Genomic DNA, 19331 nt, shown 5'->3' with positions numbered 1-19331 from the left:
TCCTACTTCATTCTTAGTATGAGGATAATTCAAATAAATTATTATGCCATAATTTACTTACCTGAAAGTTAACAATTATAATTTAATTGTTAATTATAATAAATGTTTATACTAAAACAAATTTCAACACAAAAATTATAGCAACTATCACCGTTGTAAGTGAAATATCTTTATATTTCCCTGAAAATAATTTTAATGCTATGTATGAAATTACTCCAAATACTATACCATCTGATATTGAATATGCAAATGGCATCATTATGATTGTTAAGAATGCTGGCACAGCTTCTGTATAATCTTCTAAATTAATCTCTTTTATAGTCTCAATCATAAATAATCCAACTATTACTAAAGCCGATGCTGTTACTGCTGGTGTAATCATTCCAAATAATGGTGCAAAGAATAATGATATTCCAAACATAACAGCTGTTGAAACTGCTGTTAATCCAGTTCTCCCACCTTCTGCTACCCCAGCTGCACTCTCAACGAAAGTACTTACTGTACTAGTTCCTAAACAAGCTCCAACTGTTGTTCCTATAGCATCTGCAAAAAGAGCTTTTTTAATGTTTGGAACCTTACCATTTTCATCTAACATCTTAGCCTTTGTAGCAACACCTACTAAAGTACCTATAGTATCAAACATATCCATAAATAATAATGTAAATAACACTATCACCATATCAAAACTAAATATATTATGCCACTCAAATTGCATAAATGTACTTGATATTGAAGGTGGCATGCTTACTATAGCACTTGGCATTTGAGTTACTCCCATAGGAATACCTATTATTGTAGTTATAACCATTCCTAAGAATAATGCTCCTTTAACTTTTCTAGCTACTAATATTCCTGTTATTACTATTCCTATTATAGCTAAAAGCCCTGGGCCTGATGTTATATTTCCTAAAGCTACTATAGTACCTCCATCTGCAGGATGAACTACTACTCCTGCACCTTCTAATCCTATTAAAGCTATAAATAAACCTATCCCTACTGAAATCGCTTTTTTTATATTAGCTGGAATTGAATCTACTATTGCTTCTCTTACATTAAATATTGTTAAAACAATAAAAATTAATCCTTCTAATAAAACTGCTGTTAAAGCAAATTGATATGAATATCCCATTCCTAAAACTACTGTAAATGCAAAGAATGCATTTAAGCCCATACCTGGTGCTTGAGCAAATGGAAGTTTAGCATAAAGCCCCATTATTAATGTTCCTATTATCGCTGAAACCGCTGTAGCTGTAAATACTGCACCTTGATCCATACCTGCTGCTGACAATATACTTGGATTTACTATTAATATATAAGCCATTGTCATAAATGTTGTAATACCTGCAACTACTTCTGTCCTTACATTAGTATTGTTTTCTTTAAGTTTAAAAAACTTATCCATAGTTCTCCACCTTTATAATTTTTTTGTGCACATACTATAATACTATAAATTCGACATTTTTCAACCTTTTTAACGAACGTTTTTTTATTTTTTTTAATTATAATTCAGAAATTTGGCGTTATATTTTATCTTTACCTTTTCCTAAAAAAGTGTATAATATACTTATAAATGCAAACTATTCTCATTTGAATTTAGGAGGACAAGTATGAAAAAAAAGTATACAAAAATATTATCCTTATTAATTATTACATTAGTAGCACTTATGGGGTGTAGCTCTAAAAATACCGAATCCATAAATGATTCTAACGAAATAACTATAGTTACATCTTTTTATCCAATATATATATCAACCCTTAATATTATTAAAGATGTTCCTAACGTAAAATTAATTAATATGACAAAAGCACAAACTGGTTGTCTACATGATTATCAATTATCTCCAGAAGATTTAAAAACTTTATCTTCAGCAGATATCTTCGTAGTAAATGGTGCTGGAATGGAAGGTTTCCTTGATAAGGTTATATCTAATGAAAAAGATTTAGATATAGTTGATTCTAGCGAAGGAATTAAGTTATTAACTGCTGATGGTGAAGAACATAGTCATGATGATGAAAATCATAACCACGATGAAGAAGAAACTCATGCTGATGATCATGATCACGAAGATAATCCTCATGTTTGGGTCAGCATAAGTAACAATATAAAGCAAGTACAAAATATAGCAGATGGATTAGCTAAATATGATCCTGATAATGCTGATAAATACGAAGCTAATGCAAAAGAATACATATCAAAGCTTGAAGCTTTAAAAACTGAAATGCACGAAGTAATAGATACTCTTCCAAATCGTAATATAATAACTTTCCATGAAGCATTTCCTTACTTTGCTGAAGAGTTTAACTTAAATATAGTTGGTGTCGTTGAAGTTGAGCCAGGAACAGAACCATCACCAAAACAATTAGAGGAAACTATTGAAATTGCAAAAAATAATAATGTAAAAGCTTTATTTACAGAACCACAATATGCTGCTAAAGCTGCCACTACAATTTCAAATGAAACAGGTATTCCACTTTATACCCTAGACCCTATTGTAACAGGTGATTCAACATCTGATGCTTACGACGATTATATAACTAAAATGGAACAAAATCTTGAAACTTTAAAAGAGGCGTTAAAATAATGGAAAATTCAAATTATACTAATAACAACAAATGCTCTGATTTTTGCTGTACAAAAGTTGAAAACTTATCTGTTACTATAGGTACAAATGAAATTTTAAAAAATATAAATCTACACTTTCATTGTGGAGAGTTAACTTCTATTATAGGGCCTAACGGTGCTGGTAAGAGTACACTTTTAAAAGCTTTATTAGGAGAAATTAAGCACACTGGAAAATTAACTTATGTTGGTACTTCATCTAAAGGAGTATCAAGCCCTATTATTGGTTATGTACCTCAATATTTAAATTTTGATTTAAGTACTCCTGCAAGTGTTCTTGATTTATTCATAGCTTGCAACTCAAAAACCCCTGTTTGGTTATACTCATCAAAAAAATATAGAGAAAAAGTCTCTGAAAGTCTTTCTAGAGTAAAAGCAGAATACTTAATAGATAGAAAACTAGGAGCTTTATCCGGTGGTGAACTTCAAAGAGTTTTATTAGCATTAGCTTTAGATCCAATGCCTAATATTCTACTTCTCGATGAACCTGTATCTGGAATAGATCAAAACGGTCTTGAGTTATTCTATGATATATTAATGGACGTAAAATCTAAGTATGATTTATCTATTATACTAGTGTCTCATGATTTAGACTTAGTTGCTAAATATGCAGATAAGGTTGTTTTATTAAAAGGTTCTGTTCTTTGTAGTGGAACTCCTAAGGAAGTATTTACAAATAAAACTACAAGTAAAATTTTCGGATTGTCTTGGTATGAAGAAGACGATTCTAAGAGTAAAGGAGGTAAAAAATAATGCTAGAATCTTTATATGGATTTATAGACTTTATACTCCCATTTCAATGGGTACATTATGATTTTATGAAAAATGCATTAATCGCAGTTTTATTAGTTACTCCTTTATTTGGAATACTTGGTACTATGGTAGTAAATAATAAAATGGCTTTCTTTGCCGATTCTTTAGGGCACGGTGCTTTTACTGGAATAGCAATAGGAATTCTAGTAGGTGGAATAAGCCCAACATGGGGAGCTACTATATTTTCCATCTTTTTTGCGATTGCTATTACTTTAATAAAAAATAAAGGTAATTCATCAACAGATACTATAATAGGAGTATTTTCATCAATTGCTATTGCTTTAGGTTTGGTTCTTATGAGTTTAGGTGGTAATATGAATAAATTCTCATCTTATTTAGTTGGTGATTTATTAAGTATTACACCTAAGGAAATACTTATGTTAGTAGTATTATTTATAATAATTTTATTAGTTTGGTCATTTATATTTAATAAACTTCTTTTAGTTAGTATAAATAGTTCACTAGCTAAAAGTCGTGGTACTAACACATTGCTAATTGAATTATTATTTACTATAACTATTGCAGTTGTTGTAACTATAACTGTTAACTGGGTAGGACTTTTAATAATTAATTCACTTTTAGTTTTACCAGCAGCTGCAGCACGTAATGTTTCAAAGAATATACGTCAATATCACTTGATATCAATTATAATTTCTTTATTGTCAGGAATTATAGGTTTAATACTATCTTACTACTTAAACACTGTTACTGGTGCAACTATAGTATTGATTTCAGCAATTATGTTCTTTATTACTTTAGGTTATAAGCAAAAATTTATATAATTTTATTAAAGCACTTTATCCTAAAGCCTATAAGATGTTATTATAATGCTATGATACTTTGAAAGGATGGGGATTTTGAATAATAAACCTAATTTTAGCAATTTACTAAAATGTAAAGGCCTTAAGGTTACTAAGCATAGAAATTCAGTATTAGAGGTTATTGAAAGCAGTAAAAGACCAGTTACTGCTGAAGATATTTATATTATTCTTAAACAAAGAAATATCTCTATAAATTTATCATCCATTTATAGAATTTTAGATACATTAGTTGCTAATTCTTTAATAAATAAGTTTATTTTCGAAGAAACTAATAAGACTTGTTATGAAATGAACGATATGCAACATAAACATTATCTTATATGTAATGGATGCAAAAAAGTATTTCCTATATCTGGTTGCCCTCTACATACTTATGAATCAGAATTAGAAGATACTTTAGGTTTTACAATTACAAGTCACAAACTTGAAATTTATGGATTTTGCAAAGAATGTAAAAACAATCCTAAAACCAAATAAACTACTTATCCATTTATAATAAAAAGTAATTAAATAAATCCAGCATATGCTGGATTTATTTAATTTCTAGTTTAGAAATCTACCTATTAAGTTTTAATCTAAATTATTAACTCCTAATTTTAACTAACTCTAATTCCTTCTTCATGTAAAAATTCTTTAAGATCATCAACGATATCATCCATATTTTTCAATATCTCTTTATTACATTTACATGAATTCTCTATTAATGTATTCACACCCTCAGTCAGGAATCTAGGTATCTTTTTACACCTTGAATTAATTATTGATACCAACCTCTTATCTCCAGGATGTGGCATCTCATTAACAGCAAACACTACATCAAAGTAACTATCTAAAAACTTACATACCTTATAACTTACGCTTATTAAATCTCCTGTATGTATAGCTTTATCTATCTGATTATAATAAGATGATATACTATCTCTTAATAAATAATAATTTTTATCTACTATATTTAGTTTTAGCTTCTGAGGATAAGCTACTCTATATTTTTTTTGAAGATTCTTAAAAGTATTTTCCTTATCGTAAGCTATAAAAGCTCCTGAAACCACCTTCCATAAACATGTTGTATAGCCTACAGAGGCTTTACAATTGTCAATTACATCGAATAAATTATCCTTTAAAGTATCTAGCGTATAATAACTTACATCTATTTCTGTTGTAGAATTTCTTAATATAAAAATATCTTTTTCTCCATATCTTCCGCTAATAGTTTCTATAGTATCTGAAAACTTTTTTAACGCTTTACTCCGCCTATTAGCATCAATTTCAGCCTTTAATATCACCTCTATATCTATATCATAAAAAAAATCATTTTTCCCACTAGCCCCTGACCCTGTTAAAGTTATTGATAATACCTCATCAAACTTTTTGTACTCGTTTACAAGTTGGTATACTATCATATTAACACCCATATTCTCACCCCAATTTTATATATTTACTTTAGAAGATATGAAACCTCATATCTTCTAAAGTTAAAAATTATTTAGCTATAAGTACGTAAGCTGATTTTGCTTTCACCTTTAGCTCACTATCCCTAATTTCCTTTATTTCTTCTATCCCTGCTTTTTCTTCATTTACAACTAAACTCCACTTTCCATGTGGTATGTTAACATGTACATCTCTATTATTACTATTGAAAATTACTAAAATATCATTTTCTTCATCTATTTTCCCTTTAGTATTTAATATATATGCAACTACATTACTATCTGTGAATTCTTTTCCTTTTTCTAAAAATTTAATATTCTCTTGAATATCACTATTTGAATCCATTCTAAAAGCTTTATATCTTTTTCTTAATTTAATTAATCCTTTATAATACTCCATTAATTCTTTATACGTGTTTCTTCTTTCCCATCTTAGTTTATTTACATAATCAGATGACTTAAAGCTGTTTTCTATTAAATTTCCTTCTTCATCCATCTTAGTTCTAGCTATTTCTTCCCCAGCATGAATAAAGCTTATACCTTGTGATGTTAAGACTATTGCTGCCGCTAATTTATTCATCTTTATAAGCTCATCTTCTGATACATCTTTATTCACTGTTTGTAGTTTGTCCCATAATGTTAAATTGTCATGGGCTGATGCATAAGTTATAGTTTGATAAGGTTCGTTAGCCCAAAAATTTCTAGCGTACATAGCCTTATTTACATCAACTTGTGGATGCTTAGTAGATGCTACTACTGAGAATTTTATAGCTTCTTCTAAATCTTTGCCTCCATTTACAAATCCAGCTTCTTCTTCATAAAAAACATGTCCTTTTATTCCATCTCTACAATCATCACTAAAAGCAGCTATTTGCAAATCGTTATATTTAAAAGTATTTTTCTTTAATGCAGCTTTTTCATCTGATAGAGGAGTTGGACCACCTGCCCATCCTTCACCATATATTATTATAGATTTATCTATTTTATCTAATTCTCTTCTAATTTCCTTCATTGTTTCAATATCATGTAATCCCATAAGATCAAATCTAAACCCATCTATATGATACTCCTTAGCCCAATAAACTACCGAATCTACCATATACTTTCTAAACATATATCTATCTGAAGCAGTTTCGTTCCCACAAGCAGAACCATCTGTGTAATTACCATCTTCATCTGCTCTATAATAATATTTAGGCACAGCCAAATTTAGAAATGAATTTAAGTCAAAAGTATGATTATATACTACATCCATAACAACTCTTAATCCTTCTCTGTGTAACTTTTGCACTAATTCCTTAAACTCTTTTATTCTAACTTCTCCTTTATAAGGATTTGTTGAATATGAACCTTCTGGAACGTTATAATTTTTAGGATCATATCCCCAATTATATTGTGGTAAATGAAGTTTAGTTTCATCTACTGATGCATAATCAAAAGATGGTAAAAGATGAATATGAGTAAATCCCATCTCCTTTAAATGATTTAATGGTGTCTTATCCTCTATAAAGCCTTTAAATTTTCCTCTGATACTAGCTTCTATTCCTGATGATTCATCTATTGTAAAATCTCTTACATGAACCTCATATATTATGGAGTCTGTCCAATTATTTAGTTCTGGCTTCGTATCTTCATCCCATTGTTCTGGATTTGTAGCTTCTAAATCTATTACCATAGATCTATTTCCATTTACACCTACAGCTTTTGCATATGGATCTACTAATACATTTTCATTTTTATCTATATAAACTATATAATTATAAAATTCTCCGCTTAAATCGCCGTCTACTTCTAAAGTCCAACTTCCTTTAATGCTTTTATTCATCTTTAATATTTTTTTAGCTTCACATTCATAGTCATAAGGATCATTCCCATAAAAAGCAATTTTAACTTCATCTGCAGTAGGTGCCCATAATATAAATTTTGTTTTTTCTTTAGAATAAATTGCTCCTAATTCACCATCATAATTATATAATTTTTGAAATTCTTTACTTTCAAAATACTTATTCACATCTACAATTTCTCTCATTTTCATTCTATACTCCTCAACTCTTTCTTAAGTTTTTCGGAAACGGTTCCGATTTCTTGCTTAAATGGTTTCTATTTTTAAATAATTCCTATTTTATTATAACATATTTTATTCCCTAAATATGTTAAATATTAATATATTTTATTTTTGAATATAATTCCAAATTAATTAGCAATTTATATCCTTTAACCAATTATTTACCTTATTAATATTTGCGACTTTTTCACATAATAAACATATATGACAGGCTAATAATTATCCTGTCAAAACAAAGGAGGAATATTATGAAGAAAAAAAATTTATCACTTATGTTATTGTCTTTAGTTATCGCTTCTGAGACTTTAATATCTATGCCTTCAGCAACAATTAAAGTTTCAGAGCTAAAACCTGTTGAAGTCTCAAACCCTTCAACAAACTCCGATAAAAGTGGAGATAGGGAGTCTAAAAAAGAAGAAAAACCATCTGCTCCTGCTAAAGAACAAAAGCCTGCAGAAGATATGAAGAAGAAACCTTGTGAGGATAATTCTAAAAAGGTAGTACCATCTACTCCTGCTAAGGAAGAAAAACCTAAAGAGGATATGAACAAAAAAACTATGGAGAAAGAACAAACTCCTGCTACTCCTGCTAAAGAACAAAAACCAGCAGAAGATATGAAGAAAAAACCTTGTGGAGAAAAACCTAAAGATTCTACTAAGACTGAAGAGCAAACACCAGCTGCTCCTACTAAAGAAATAAAACCAAAGTGCAAAGAAGATAAAACTTCTAATAAGAAGGATGCAGAAACTAAGGAAGAAAAGGAAACTAAAAAAGATAAGAAATGTAAAGATAAAAAAGATAAAAAAGATAAACATCATCACAAAGATCATGATGAAGATAAACATGATAAAGATCATGACAAAGATAAAAATAAATGCAAAACTCCTTGCAGAGATTCAAAGGATCAATAATTATAATCCTATATATAACTGATATCATATTATCAAATATACGGTAACATTTTATTTATATAAAAGTATTGAAATTTCTTAATATGACTATTAATTTATATTCTTAAAAAGTTCTACTACATATATGTAGCAGAACTTTTTATTTTAATAATTATATAATTTTAAATAATATAGCAAATTATGAGAGATAATATTTTTAGAGGAGTGATGTTGAATGCTTAAAAGAAAATTTACTACTATAATACTAATATTATTAATCATAGAAAGTTTTAGTTTTTTTAATCCATTTTTAAAACCTAATGCTTCTTTCAATTTGCCTTGCACTTGTGATGATGAATTCAATTCATTTTACACTGATGATGATAGTTCAAATAGTAAATATATAGATATTTTTTGGACTGAAAATAATATAAAACTTTTAAATGAAAATGAAAAAAAGATTTTAGATGATATCCAAAATAAAATGATTACAAATAACAGATTAGACAAAGAAGATATTGAACAAATGGCTACATTAAAAGATATAGTATTCAAGTCAAAACTAACAGAAGATGAATTTAATGATTTTAAAGAAATTATATCAAAAAAAAGAAATAGAGAAAAATTAACTACTGAAGAGGTTGTTAGGTTAAAATCCTATTTCAATTCTATACAATAGCCTATTAATTTTTGTACTTTTTTAAAGTAATATATATCATTATTAACACAACAACTGTAATAATATTATTAATATAATTTTCTTTTATATTAATTACCTAATAACATATTAAAATCTCTAAAGCTATCTATGGAATTTTACCTAAAAAAGTATCTATAGTAAAGACTATTCCATTTACATCGCTAACTGCTGATGTCAAAATAATAACTCCAGATGGCATAAATGGTAATAGTCTTCCTTGAAAAATTTCAATTACACTTTTTGAGTTAAACATTCTGTTACCTTTTTTCTCAAAAAAAGACTGTAGTAATAAAACTACAGCCATAACTCATAAAAAACTCATAACACTTTTAATAACAACACTTTAAGGCACTACTCTTAGGTACCTAAGTATATTTTATAACCCAAACATAATTTAGTCAAATTTAACTTTAATTCCCACTTTAGCAATTTAAATATGGCATAACATCATTAGCATACGCTCTTAGAACTTCTGCTACACTCCAAGCTTGTGAGTAACATCCTCTACTTGTAGATGCAAAATCTCCATCAAAAATCTCTGCTATTCCATTTATACAACCATCTCTCATTGTATCTTCAAAAACCTTACACATATGCTCAGCTTTCTCTACCGCATCTTTAGAATAATCATTAACCTTACAATAAGCAGTTATAAATCCACCTATTAAAAATCCCCAAGTTGTTCCCATATGATAAGCACAATCTCTGTCAAAAAGCTTACCTATATATTTATTTTTATAGTCTTTATCCATAAAAGATAATGAACGTAATCCATAAGTAGCATATAGATGTTTATATACTACATTTACTATACTCTTTTCTTTCTCTCTATCTAATATTGAAAATGGTAATGATACTGCCCAAATTTGATTTGGTCTTATTCTATCATCATCTTCATCAACTACATCATAGAGACACCCTTTTTTTTCATTCCAAAATCTCTTATTAAAAGATTCTTTAACTTTTGCTGCCAATTCTTTATATTGAGTATTGTCTTCGCCAAATTCCTTAGCTAGTATTTCCATTATCTTTAGCGAATTAAACCATAAAGCATTAATTTCTACCGGCTTTCCATGTCTAGGTGTCACTACATAATCTCCAACTCTTACATCCATCCAAGTTACTTGATCTAGTCCTCCACCAGCATGAATTAATCCATCTTCATCCATACCTATTGAAAAATCTGTAGATGTTGAATATGCTTCATAAATTTCTTTTAACTTTGGATATATCTTTTCTTTAATAAAATTATAATCCTCTTCATTTCCAGTATAATTTAAATACTGATATACTGCTTGAAAATACCAAAGAGAAGCATCAACTGTATTATATCCTGGTTCTGTGTTCTTATCCGGGAACACATTTGGTACAAGTCCATTCTTAATATATCTTGCAAATGATTCTAATATCTCTCTAGCATCATCAAATCTTTTGGTAACTAAAGTCAAGCCTTCAAAAGCTATCATAGTATCTCTTCCCCAGTCAGTAAACCATGGATATCCAGCTAATACAGTTTTAAGTCCTGTACTCTCTCTCTTTACTATAAAGTGATCTGCTGCTTTAACAAGGTTATTAGCAAATCTATCCTCTAAACCAGCTTGTCTTACTAATTTTTCTGCTCTATGCTTATATTCATTTATAATATCAAATCCAGATTTATTATCTAATTCCTCTATAGTACATTTAATGTAAAACTTCTTCTTTTCGAAAGGTTCTAAATCAATCTGTACCTCATAAGGAGTGTAATGATTATCTACCCCTAAAAATCCTGTTCTATGATCAATCATATAGTAATGATTTTCTTCAATTAAGTAATTTGGTGTAGCCATACTTGTTGGTATTAAACTTCTATCATAAAACTCACCTTCAGAAGTATAGAATTTAATCTCTCTTTCTTTATCTATATCAGGTATTAAAGTTAACTTTCTATCATCAACCGCCATATCAAATTTTAGTTCATTTTTTTCACTAACATCTGTTGATGGTCTATAATTAAATAATGGAACTATTCTTAATTTAGCTTGATCTAATCCATTTTCTATTTCATAGCAAACAACTACAGTATTGTGTCCATACTCCATAGCGATTGTCTTTTTTATATTAATATCTTCAACTTTATACATATATTCTGGAACTGAATCAAAAACAAATCGTTCTAAATATTCTTGTCCATTCTTTGAAGTTCCTATATATTGTTGAGATGTTAAATCATATTCTCTTCCATCAATTTCTATTATTTCTTGAGTTCTTGTAAGTATCAAAGTTCTATTTACAGGTGCATTTAGAGATGCTACCAAGTATCCATGAAAGCATTGTGCTCCTCCACCAGCAACAGTATGATTAGCAAACCCACCAATACCATTACCAATCATCCAAAGTAATTCATTTCCATCTTCAATACTTTTAAAGTTGCCTCTTCCATATTTATAAACCTTCTCCATAGTTATCCCTCCCATATCTCTGTCTCATTTATAGATTATATCGGAATCGTTTCCAAGTCAATAATTTTTAAATTAAAGATGTATTTAAGAAACGTTATCTACTAACAAATAATTATTGATTATTTCTTCAATGTTACAATTGGCAAGTTAAAGTATAAATTTAACTAAAATTAATTTTTAGAAAACTTAAATCTTAAAGAAACTGTACGTACTTTCAACATTAATTTATAACTTGCCATTTATAACTTATCATTATAATAAATTTGGATTTATCTCATTGTATGTCTCTGCTCCATATTGTTTTAAAGGAATAGTTGCTGGTCCTTCTAATATATCACCATCTATTCCAAATCTTGAACCATGGCAGGGACAATCCCAACTTTTCTCTAATGGATTCCATTTTAATTCACATCCCAAATGTGTACATGTTGTATCTACTATATGAAATATATCATTCTCATCCCTATACACCCCAAATTTAGCTTTATCAATAATAACTACTTTTCCAAAACCTTTTTCCGGCATCTCTTTAGATGCAATCTTAAGTTTTCCAATTAAATATTGAACTCCTACATCAGCATTTTCCTTAAAAAATTCTCCTGTTAAATACCCATCGCTCCTTGATGGTGTAAATGTATTTAAATACTTACTCTTTCCCTTTATATAAAGATCACTTAATATAATACCTGCTAAAGTTCCGTTACTCATTCCCCACTTTGCAAATCCAGTTGCTACCAATATATTCTTTGTTACTGAATTTAAATATCCTATATATGGAACATTATCTGTAGTTATATAATCTTGTGTACTCCATCTATATTGATAGTTCTCAACACCAAATACGTCTCTACCATATTGCTCTAAAGCTCCATAATGGTCTTCTTCTGTTTTATGAGCAACTTTATGACCTTCTCCTGCTATTAATAAAAATCTTCTTTCTCCATCATTATATATTCTTAAACTTCTCTTTGGTGTAGATGAATTGATAAATGTAGCTTGTGGAAAATCACCATCATACTCTCCTGCTACTACATATGATCTTTCAGGTTTTAATCTTGCAAAATAAAAGCTTAATCCATCATAAAATGGATAGTGTGAAGCTATAATAAGTTTATCTGCTTTAATTTCATACCCATTTAAACTATGTACTGTTATACTATCTTCATATGCATCTACAGATTTCATAGGAGATTTCTCATATATTTCCCCGCCTAACTCTTTTACTTTTTTTGCTAAAGCATCAATATACTTCTTAGGATTAAACTGTGCTCCTACATTAAACTTTATAGCTCCTGATGATTTAATAGGCAAAGGAATATCCATTATAAACTCACAATTAATCCCTATCTCTTTACAAATATTAAATTCGTTCAATACTTTTTTTCCATCACTATCATCTTCTGCATAAATATAAGCTGGAGCTTTCTCATAATCACATTCGATTTTATTCTCTTCTATTATATTCTCAATTAACTTTAAAGCTTCTTTATTAGCTTCATAATATTTCTTAGCATTATCTCTTCCATAACGCTTATATATATCAGAGTATTTTATTCCATGTTGAGGAGTTATCTTCCCAGTATTTCTACCAGTAGCACCATAGCCAATATAGTCAGCATCTACAATAGTAGTCTTATATCCTTTTTTACATAATAAATATGCTGTAGTAATTCCAACAATTCCTCCCCCTACTATTAAGCATTCAACTCTTTTATCCTCATCTAACTCTCCATATCTATCGCCTTGTGAACTACTTATCCATAAAGATTTATTCATACATAACTTCCTTTCCATTAAATTATATTATACAAATAGTATACCCCTGTATATTTATCCTATGTTTGATAAGACTAACTCTATAAGAATAATTTTATTGGAGGAAAAAATGAGTATTATACGTAATCCAAACTTATATAATGGAAAAAATAAAAAAGATAACTTTTTTGAAGGCTGGTATTATAAATTAGTAACTAAACATAGAAAATATACTTTAGCCATTATCCCTGGTATAAGCCTTTCTTCCGACTCACATTCTTTTATTCAAGTACTTCGAGGAGAAGATGTGTTATATGATTATTTTAGATTTTATAAAAATGACTTTTTTTCTTCTAACTCATATCTAAAAATTAATATTTCTAATAATTCTTTTTCCCTAGATGGGATTTTTTTAGATTTATATAATTCTAAACTGAAAATTAAAGGTTCATTATTGTTTTCTAATCTTGTTAAATGGAGTGATTCTATTATAAATCCAGGTAGCATGGGATTTTATAACTACTTAAAGTTTATGGAATGCTATAGTCAGGTATGTGCTTTAGATGGTGATATAAAAGGTACCTTAAGTATTAATAACAATATTATTGATTTCAATGGTGGTAAAGTTTATATTGAAAAAAATTGGGGCCGTAGTTTCCCTGTAGAATGGCTTTGGATTCAAAGTAATACTTTTAAGGATTCTAGAGCTACTATAACCTGTTCTTTAGGAGAAATACCATTTCCACTAAAAAACTTTAGAGGTTTTTTAATAGGTGTTACTGTAGATAATATGTTTTTCCCTTTTACGACTATGAATAGAAGTAAATTAGACCTCAAGGTAGAAAATAACGATATACTTCTAACTGTAATACATAAAAACCTTAGACTTTCTCTAAAAACTATAACCGATACTAATTCTTTCATTTTATGCTATGGTCCAAAAAATGGTCAAATGGTTCCATTTGTGAAAGAAACCTTAAGTGCTAAAGTCCAAATGGAGCTTGTAGATACAAAAAATAATACACTTATCTACTCTGGAGAAGGTTCAAATACAGGAATTGAATTCGGAGGTAACCTTATGTAATTTGTGGTATACTCTATAGATATAAAAGTAATTACTTGGAGGTAAAAATGATATTTGATACTCATATGCATACTATTTTTTCAAGTGATAGTAAAATGTCTATAAGTGAAGTAATCACTGCTTCAAAGTCACTAAATCTAGGTGTATGTTTAACTGAACATATGGATCTTGACTATCCTGAAGAAAATGAATTTAAATGTGATATTCCAAGATATTTAGAAACTTATAGTAATTATAGATCTGATTCATTATTACTAGGTATTGAAATTGGCATGACCCAAAATACACTTTTAGAAAATGAAGCTACTGCTAATAAATACGATTTCGATTATATCCTTGGTTCTATTCATACTGTTGATGGTTTAGATATATATAATACATTCCACAATAATAAACTACCTAGTGATGATTTCTATAAAAGATATTATGAAAACATGTTATACTGCGTTGAAAATTATAATAACTTTGATTCTTTAGGACATATAGATTATCTTTTTAGATATGCTCCTTTTCCTAATAACGAAATAAATATTAACCCTTATAAAGAAATTGTAGAAGCTATATTCTTAAATCTAATAAAAAAGGATAAAGCCATTGAAATAAACACAAGAAGATTATCTAATCCTGCTTCTTTACAGGCTTTACTTGAGACTTATAAATTCTATAAAGAATTAGGTGGGAGATATGTAACTATAGGCTCAGATGCCCATACCCCTTCAGCTATAGGAAATAATATAAAAGAAGCTTTAATGCTTGCAGAACAACTATCATTAAAGCCTATCTATTATAAATCTAGAAAAATTAATTACTTCAAATAATAAAAAATAGAGAATAAATACTTCTTTAGGTATCTATCCTCTATTTTTATTAAATCTATAAAAATAATTGGTATAATCTCACTTCATGTAATCTATAGCAAATTTTCTGTAGTTCTTCCTTTCTCTCAATAGGAGCTTCAAAATTTAAACATCTTACTCCCAATATCTCACCAGGCTTCACCTAAATTTATAAATCTTTTTATAACATCATTTTCTGGAATACCTTTTACATAGACATTTAAATACGCTTCTCTTTAAATAATCCGCTACTTTTTATCCCATCTATTAGCTGTTCCATCATCCTGAATCCATACTTCAATCTGTTTAATTCTATTATTTATGATCTTTTCTTTTGCATATTGCTACATTTTTTCTGCAACGGAAGCTCTTATATACTAATCACCTTCTCTGCTGTTCCATTCTTAAGGATATATATATCACCATAATAAGTACATTTATCATCTCGAACTATGATAGCACTTTCATCACACATTCCATAAATTAAATATTTATATGATAATTCCTTTAACTCATCGTTAAAATTATCTAAAGTAAAATGAGGCTCTACTGTTTTATCTAATAGTCCAATACCTTTATAAATCTCCTGCTTATCATGTCCACATGTAGTAGTTAAAATTGATGTTTTAGCCATATTAATAGCCCCTGCACTTAATCCAATTATTAAGCAATCTGTATTTACTATAGACTCAACTAATCTATTATCACGTAAAAACTTCATCTGTAGCAGAGTTGTCCCACCCATTAAGTATATAAGTGATGCATCTTTTATTTCATTAATCATCTTTTTAGAATCTAATCTATTATCTAAAACAACCTTATTTTCAAAGTTTATTCCAATTTTCTCAAACCACTTTAAATACTTTTCTGCATATTTATCTGTTATTTCTCCTATACTTGGGTCCGATGCAATAAAGACCATTTTATTATAATCTTTTAAATCCCTTTTAAACTCATCTGCTATTAGTGAAAAGCCGTTTTCTTTGCTAAAATCACTAAACAAATAATATTTTCCCATTTCATCACCACACTTTAATTGTATTAACTATATAATATATTTTCACTTCAACATATCTATCTGACTTTCATCTTCACTAGCTTCAAAACCTATACTTGTATAAAGATGAATACCTCTATCATTACATTCATCTGCAGCTAAGAATGCACGTGTTGCTCCATATTTTTTTCCGTAAGAAAGAGCCTTCATTATCAATCTCCTTCCAATTCCCTTATTCTGATAAGAAGGATTTACAGCTACCTCTCTAATCCATACAGTAGGTCCTTTTTTACTTTCATGACCATAGGTAGCTACACATACAATCCCTATTATTTCATCTTCTTCATTTTTCTCAATTAATATAGCATTGTTTCTTGTTCCTGTATTAACTCCAGATGTTTCAGTGTTATTAATCCATTCTTCAACCCACTTAGTAGTCTGTCCTGTAAATCCTCTACTTTGATTTTTACACATCATTGTTACTTTTGATGCTTCCTCACACCTATCAACTGTTAAAAAATCAAAATCATCACAAATATCAATATCATTAAGATTATTCATAAAATAATCATGCCAAGCATTACGAACTATAAATTCAGCTTCCTCAAGTCTAAAAATCCATTCATTAGGTATAAATGTTATTAAAAAATCCTTTTTATTCTTCCAAAACATTTATTAGATCTTCTACATTATTTGCTGCCCAATGATATTCATTTATATTTGCTTCAACATTAAAACCATATATTAAAATAATATTTACATTTTCTAAGCATACTTCATAATCATGTATATCGTTATATTCAATATATCGCATTGATGAATATTTAAATTTATTAACTGCTTCTTTAATTTTATTAAAACATTCTTCTCTCATCTATTTCACTTCTCTCCCTCTCTTATTTCGCTATACTCTTTTATAAATTTTGCCGTTTCTCTTCTATTTCTTAGAATAATTATCTTCTTACCTTTCGCTTCTTCTAGAAGCTTATAATAATTCTTTCTATTATTTTTATTAAATTTCCATACAAACTTTAAAAACTCTAAATCAAATCTTTCTGGGCAATTGCCTCCCATATCCGGTCTACTTTTTCCATACCCTGTAATAACTCTTTTTAATACACCATATAAAGATGTGAACCTTGAATAATCTAAATATATAACAGTATCACAACACTTTAATCTTAATGAGCTTCATAAGAATAAATGTAATTTATAACATTTTCGACATACTCATTAATACTGTAATCAAATACTCTTTCCTCTATTCTTTTAAAACCGCACTTTTCATGAGTCATTTGAGATGCAATATTTTTCTTTCCAGTATAGCTTTTTATTTCAAAATCTCCATCTGATTTTAATTTATCTATTACACCACATATTAATTTCTCAGCAAACCCTTTCTTTCTATAATCTGGATGAGTTTCAAGTGCCTCTAAATAATATAGTTTATCTTTAATCTTATAAAAGCGTAAAGCACTAACCCATATACCATTTTCCTCCCATACATAACAACACCTATCACTATCTGTTAAAAAATCATTTTTAAGATAGTTTACATAGTCTTTTTCTACTTTACGTCTTCCTATCTCCATATCCGTAATCTTTGGATAAAAATGTTTAATATTATCAATATTGCTTTCTCTATAAATATCCATTAACTTTTTTGAATTCTCATCTACTAGTTCTGTTATTTTAAGTAACATACAAATCTCCCTTTCCCCTTAAATACTATTATATACCCCTATTTTCTATCTCATGTATCCAACTATATTGAACTCATCTAACCTCCTTAACTTGAATGATTGATAAAACTTATTATCAACTACATCTTCTATATCAGTTAATACAATAAACATTCTTACATCCTTATACTTGTCCTTAATTGTTTTAAAAAGATATGTCCCTATGCCCTTCTGCTGATACTCTGGGCTTACAATCAAATCTTGAATCATCAATATATGTTCTCCATCACCTACGCATCTAATAAATCCTATTAACTTATCTTCATCAAAGGCCCCTAATATATATAATGAATTACTAAATGCTCTTATTAATTTTTCATCATCTTTTAAATAAGCATTCCAAGATTCCTTTTTATAAATGCTCTTTACCTCTTGAATCAACATTTCATCAAATTCTCTATAATCAAACATTAATCTCTTCCCTCTCTTTATATGTTTGTTTAATTATAACATATTTTGAAATAACACCCTTAAATTTACATAAAAATAGCTATCAAGCTTCTCATATCTAACTATCTATTTTTTCTATTATTGACGCAAAAAAAAAGCTGTAGTTATAAACTACAGCTCTTTCAAATAAAACATACTATCTTCTGTTTTGTTCTTTCTTAGCTCTTCTGCAAGCTAAACATCTCTTTGGCTCGTTATCGAATCCTTTTTCTTTGTAGAATTCTTGTTCTCCTACTGTGAATACGAATTCAGCTCCACAATCAACACATACTAAAGTCTTATCTGTCATGAATATTCCCTCCTAGGATTAAAGATTACATATGGATTAATAATTCTCAGTCTAGGAGAAAATATTATCTATCTGAACCTTTATTTAATTTTAAATTTATAATTTAGTCTTTTGTTCCAAGACCTAATTCCATTTTAACATAATATATTCATAAATCAAGTTAATTTTTATATTTTTTAAATTCTTTAGAAAATTTTTACTCCCATAAAATTTAGAAATTCCCATTATAAATGGTTCTATAATGAGAAATATATAAAAATAAGGGGCTGTATCAAAAAAAAATTGATATTTGCCGATAAAGAAAAGGAAGTTCGAATTTGAACTTCCTTTTTTGCGCATAGTAATAATATGAAAAACTTCACAAAAAATGTGATTCCTATGCAACAAATAGGATTTGCATT

The 19331-nt window shown here is 28.5% G+C and carries 21 protein-coding genes; 8 read left to right on the top strand and 13 right to left on the bottom strand.

Going from position 1 to position 19331, the window contains the following annotated elements; all coding sequences use genetic code 11:
* Positions 1-106: 106 nt before the first annotated feature.
* Positions 107-1402, bottom strand: coding sequence for an NCS2 family permease (locus LQE93_RS09215; RefSeq protein WP_231073145.1), 1296 nt, complete (start codon positions 1400-1402; stop codon positions 107-109).
* Between the two features lie 205 nt (positions 1403-1607).
* Between LQE93_RS09215 and LQE93_RS09210 the strand changes: the two genes are divergently transcribed.
* From LQE93_RS09210 to LQE93_RS09195, 4 genes are all read left to right on the top strand, one after another.
* Positions 1608-2582: a metal ABC transporter substrate-binding protein gene (locus tag LQE93_RS09210; protein ID WP_186838032.1), complete on the top strand. Its 975-nt coding sequence runs from the start codon at positions 1608-1610 to the stop codon at positions 2580-2582.
* Positions 2582-3373: a metal ABC transporter ATP-binding protein gene (locus LQE93_RS09205; protein WP_231073143.1), complete on the top strand. Its 792-nt coding sequence runs from the start codon at positions 2582-2584 to the stop codon at positions 3371-3373. Before LQE93_RS09210 ends, LQE93_RS09205 begins: the two co-directional genes overlap by 1 nt.
* Complete coding sequence (locus LQE93_RS09200; RefSeq protein WP_055267213.1) at positions 3373-4215, top strand: metal ABC transporter permease; 843 nt, start codon at positions 3373-3375, stop codon at positions 4213-4215. The genes LQE93_RS09205 and LQE93_RS09200 overlap by 1 nt, the downstream gene beginning before the upstream one ends.
* Positions 4216-4290: 75 nt before the next feature.
* Positions 4291-4731, top strand: a complete 441-nt coding sequence (locus tag LQE93_RS09195) for a Fur family transcriptional regulator (RefSeq protein ID WP_055267215.1) — start codon at positions 4291-4293, stop codon at positions 4729-4731.
* Positions 4732-4850: 119 nt separating this feature from the next.
* Here the strand turns inward: LQE93_RS09195 and LQE93_RS09190 are convergent, their stop codons facing one another.
* Positions 4851-5666: a DUF4037 domain-containing protein gene (locus tag LQE93_RS09190; RefSeq protein ID WP_231073141.1), complete on the bottom strand. Its 816-nt coding sequence runs from the start codon at positions 5664-5666 to the stop codon at positions 4851-4853.
* A 67-nt stretch (positions 5667-5733) separates the two neighbouring features.
* Complete coding sequence (gene pulA, locus LQE93_RS09185; RefSeq protein WP_442870538.1) at positions 5734-7710, bottom strand: type I pullulanase; 1977 nt, start codon at positions 7708-7710, stop codon at positions 5734-5736.
* 284 nt (positions 7711-7994) lie between these two features.
* On the opposite strand from pulA, the gene LQE93_RS09180 reads away from it, so the two are divergent.
* Complete coding sequence (locus LQE93_RS09180; RefSeq protein WP_055267219.1) at positions 7995-8657, top strand: hypothetical protein; 663 nt, start codon at positions 7995-7997, stop codon at positions 8655-8657.
* A 214-nt stretch (positions 8658-8871) separates the two neighbouring features.
* On the top strand, positions 8872-9315 hold the full coding sequence (locus LQE93_RS09175) for a hypothetical protein (protein WP_055267221.1): 444 nt from the start codon (positions 8872-8874) through the stop codon (positions 9313-9315).
* A 127-nt stretch (positions 9316-9442) separates the two neighbouring features.
* Here the strand turns inward: LQE93_RS09175 and LQE93_RS09170 are convergent, their stop codons facing one another.
* From LQE93_RS09170 to LQE93_RS09160, 3 genes are all read right to left on the bottom strand, one after another.
* The gene (locus LQE93_RS09170) at positions 9443-9589 is read right to left on the bottom strand and encodes a hypothetical protein (protein WP_231073138.1); all 147 of its coding nucleotides are present in this window, start codon (positions 9587-9589) and stop codon (positions 9443-9445) included.
* A 169-nt stretch (positions 9590-9758) separates the two neighbouring features.
* Positions 9759-11777 carry an amylo-alpha-1,6-glucosidase gene (locus LQE93_RS09165; protein WP_231073136.1) on the bottom strand — a complete coding sequence of 673 codons (2019 nt, stop codon included), beginning with the start codon at positions 11775-11777 and terminating at the stop codon, positions 9759-9761.
* Positions 11778-12029: 252 nt separating this feature from the next.
* Entirely contained in the window at positions 12030-13553 is a 1524-nt protein-coding gene (locus tag LQE93_RS09160) for an FAD-dependent oxidoreductase (protein ID WP_055267225.1), read from the bottom strand.
* Between the two features lie 109 nt (positions 13554-13662).
* Here LQE93_RS09160 and LQE93_RS09155 point away from each other — a divergent pair, with 109 nt between their 5' ends.
* Positions 13663-14616, top strand: a complete 954-nt coding sequence (locus tag LQE93_RS09155; RefSeq protein WP_231073134.1) for a tocopherol cyclase family protein — start codon at positions 13663-13665, stop codon at positions 14614-14616.
* A 47-nt stretch (positions 14617-14663) separates the two neighbouring features.
* The gene (locus tag LQE93_RS09150) at positions 14664-15434 is read left to right on the top strand and encodes a histidinol phosphate phosphatase (protein ID WP_231073132.1); all 771 of its coding nucleotides are present in this window, start codon (positions 14664-14666) and stop codon (positions 15432-15434) included.
* A gap of 388 nt (positions 15435-15822) precedes the next feature.
* Here the strand turns inward: LQE93_RS09150 and LQE93_RS09145 are convergent, their stop codons facing one another.
* From LQE93_RS09145 to LQE93_RS09115, 7 genes are all read right to left on the bottom strand, one after another.
* Complete coding sequence (locus LQE93_RS09145) at positions 15823-16470, bottom strand: Type 1 glutamine amidotransferase-like domain-containing protein (RefSeq protein ID WP_186838022.1); 648 nt, start codon at positions 16468-16470, stop codon at positions 15823-15825.
* Between the two features lie 42 nt (positions 16471-16512).
* A complete protein-coding gene (locus tag LQE93_RS09140) occupies positions 16513-17121 on the bottom strand; it encodes a GNAT family N-acetyltransferase (RefSeq protein ID WP_231073130.1) in 609 nt (202 codons plus the stop codon).
* Positions 17105-17323 (bottom strand): hypothetical protein, encoded by a 219-nt coding sequence (locus LQE93_RS09135; protein ID WP_231073118.1) that lies wholly within the window; start codon positions 17321-17323, stop codon positions 17105-17107. The genes LQE93_RS09140 and LQE93_RS09135 overlap by 17 nt, the downstream gene beginning before the upstream one ends.
* A 5-nt stretch (positions 17324-17328) precedes the next feature.
* Positions 17329-17523: a hypothetical protein gene (locus LQE93_RS09130; protein ID WP_186838020.1), complete on the bottom strand. Its 195-nt coding sequence runs from the start codon at positions 17521-17523 to the stop codon at positions 17329-17331.
* Between the two features lie 107 nt (positions 17524-17630).
* On the bottom strand, positions 17631-18152 hold the full coding sequence (locus LQE93_RS09125; RefSeq protein ID WP_231073116.1) for a GNAT family N-acetyltransferase: 522 nt from the start codon (positions 18150-18152) through the stop codon (positions 17631-17633).
* Positions 18153-18197: 45 nt separating this feature from the next.
* The gene (locus LQE93_RS09120) at positions 18198-18602 is read right to left on the bottom strand and encodes a GNAT family N-acetyltransferase (protein ID WP_186838018.1); all 405 of its coding nucleotides are present in this window, start codon (positions 18600-18602) and stop codon (positions 18198-18200) included.
* A 175-nt stretch (positions 18603-18777) separates the two neighbouring features.
* A complete protein-coding gene (locus LQE93_RS09115; protein WP_055267239.1) occupies positions 18778-18930 on the bottom strand; it encodes a zinc-ribbon domain-containing protein in 153 nt (50 codons plus the stop codon).
* Positions 18931-19331 lie beyond the last annotated feature (401 nt).

The organism is Clostridium sp. NSJ-145 (assembly GCF_021044725.1).
Classification (GTDB): Bacteria; Bacillota; Clostridia; order Clostridiales; family Clostridiaceae; genus Clostridium; species Clostridium disporicum_B.
The sequence above is the reverse complement of the archived record's forward strand: the minus strand, read 5'-3'. Positions and strand labels throughout refer to the sequence as shown.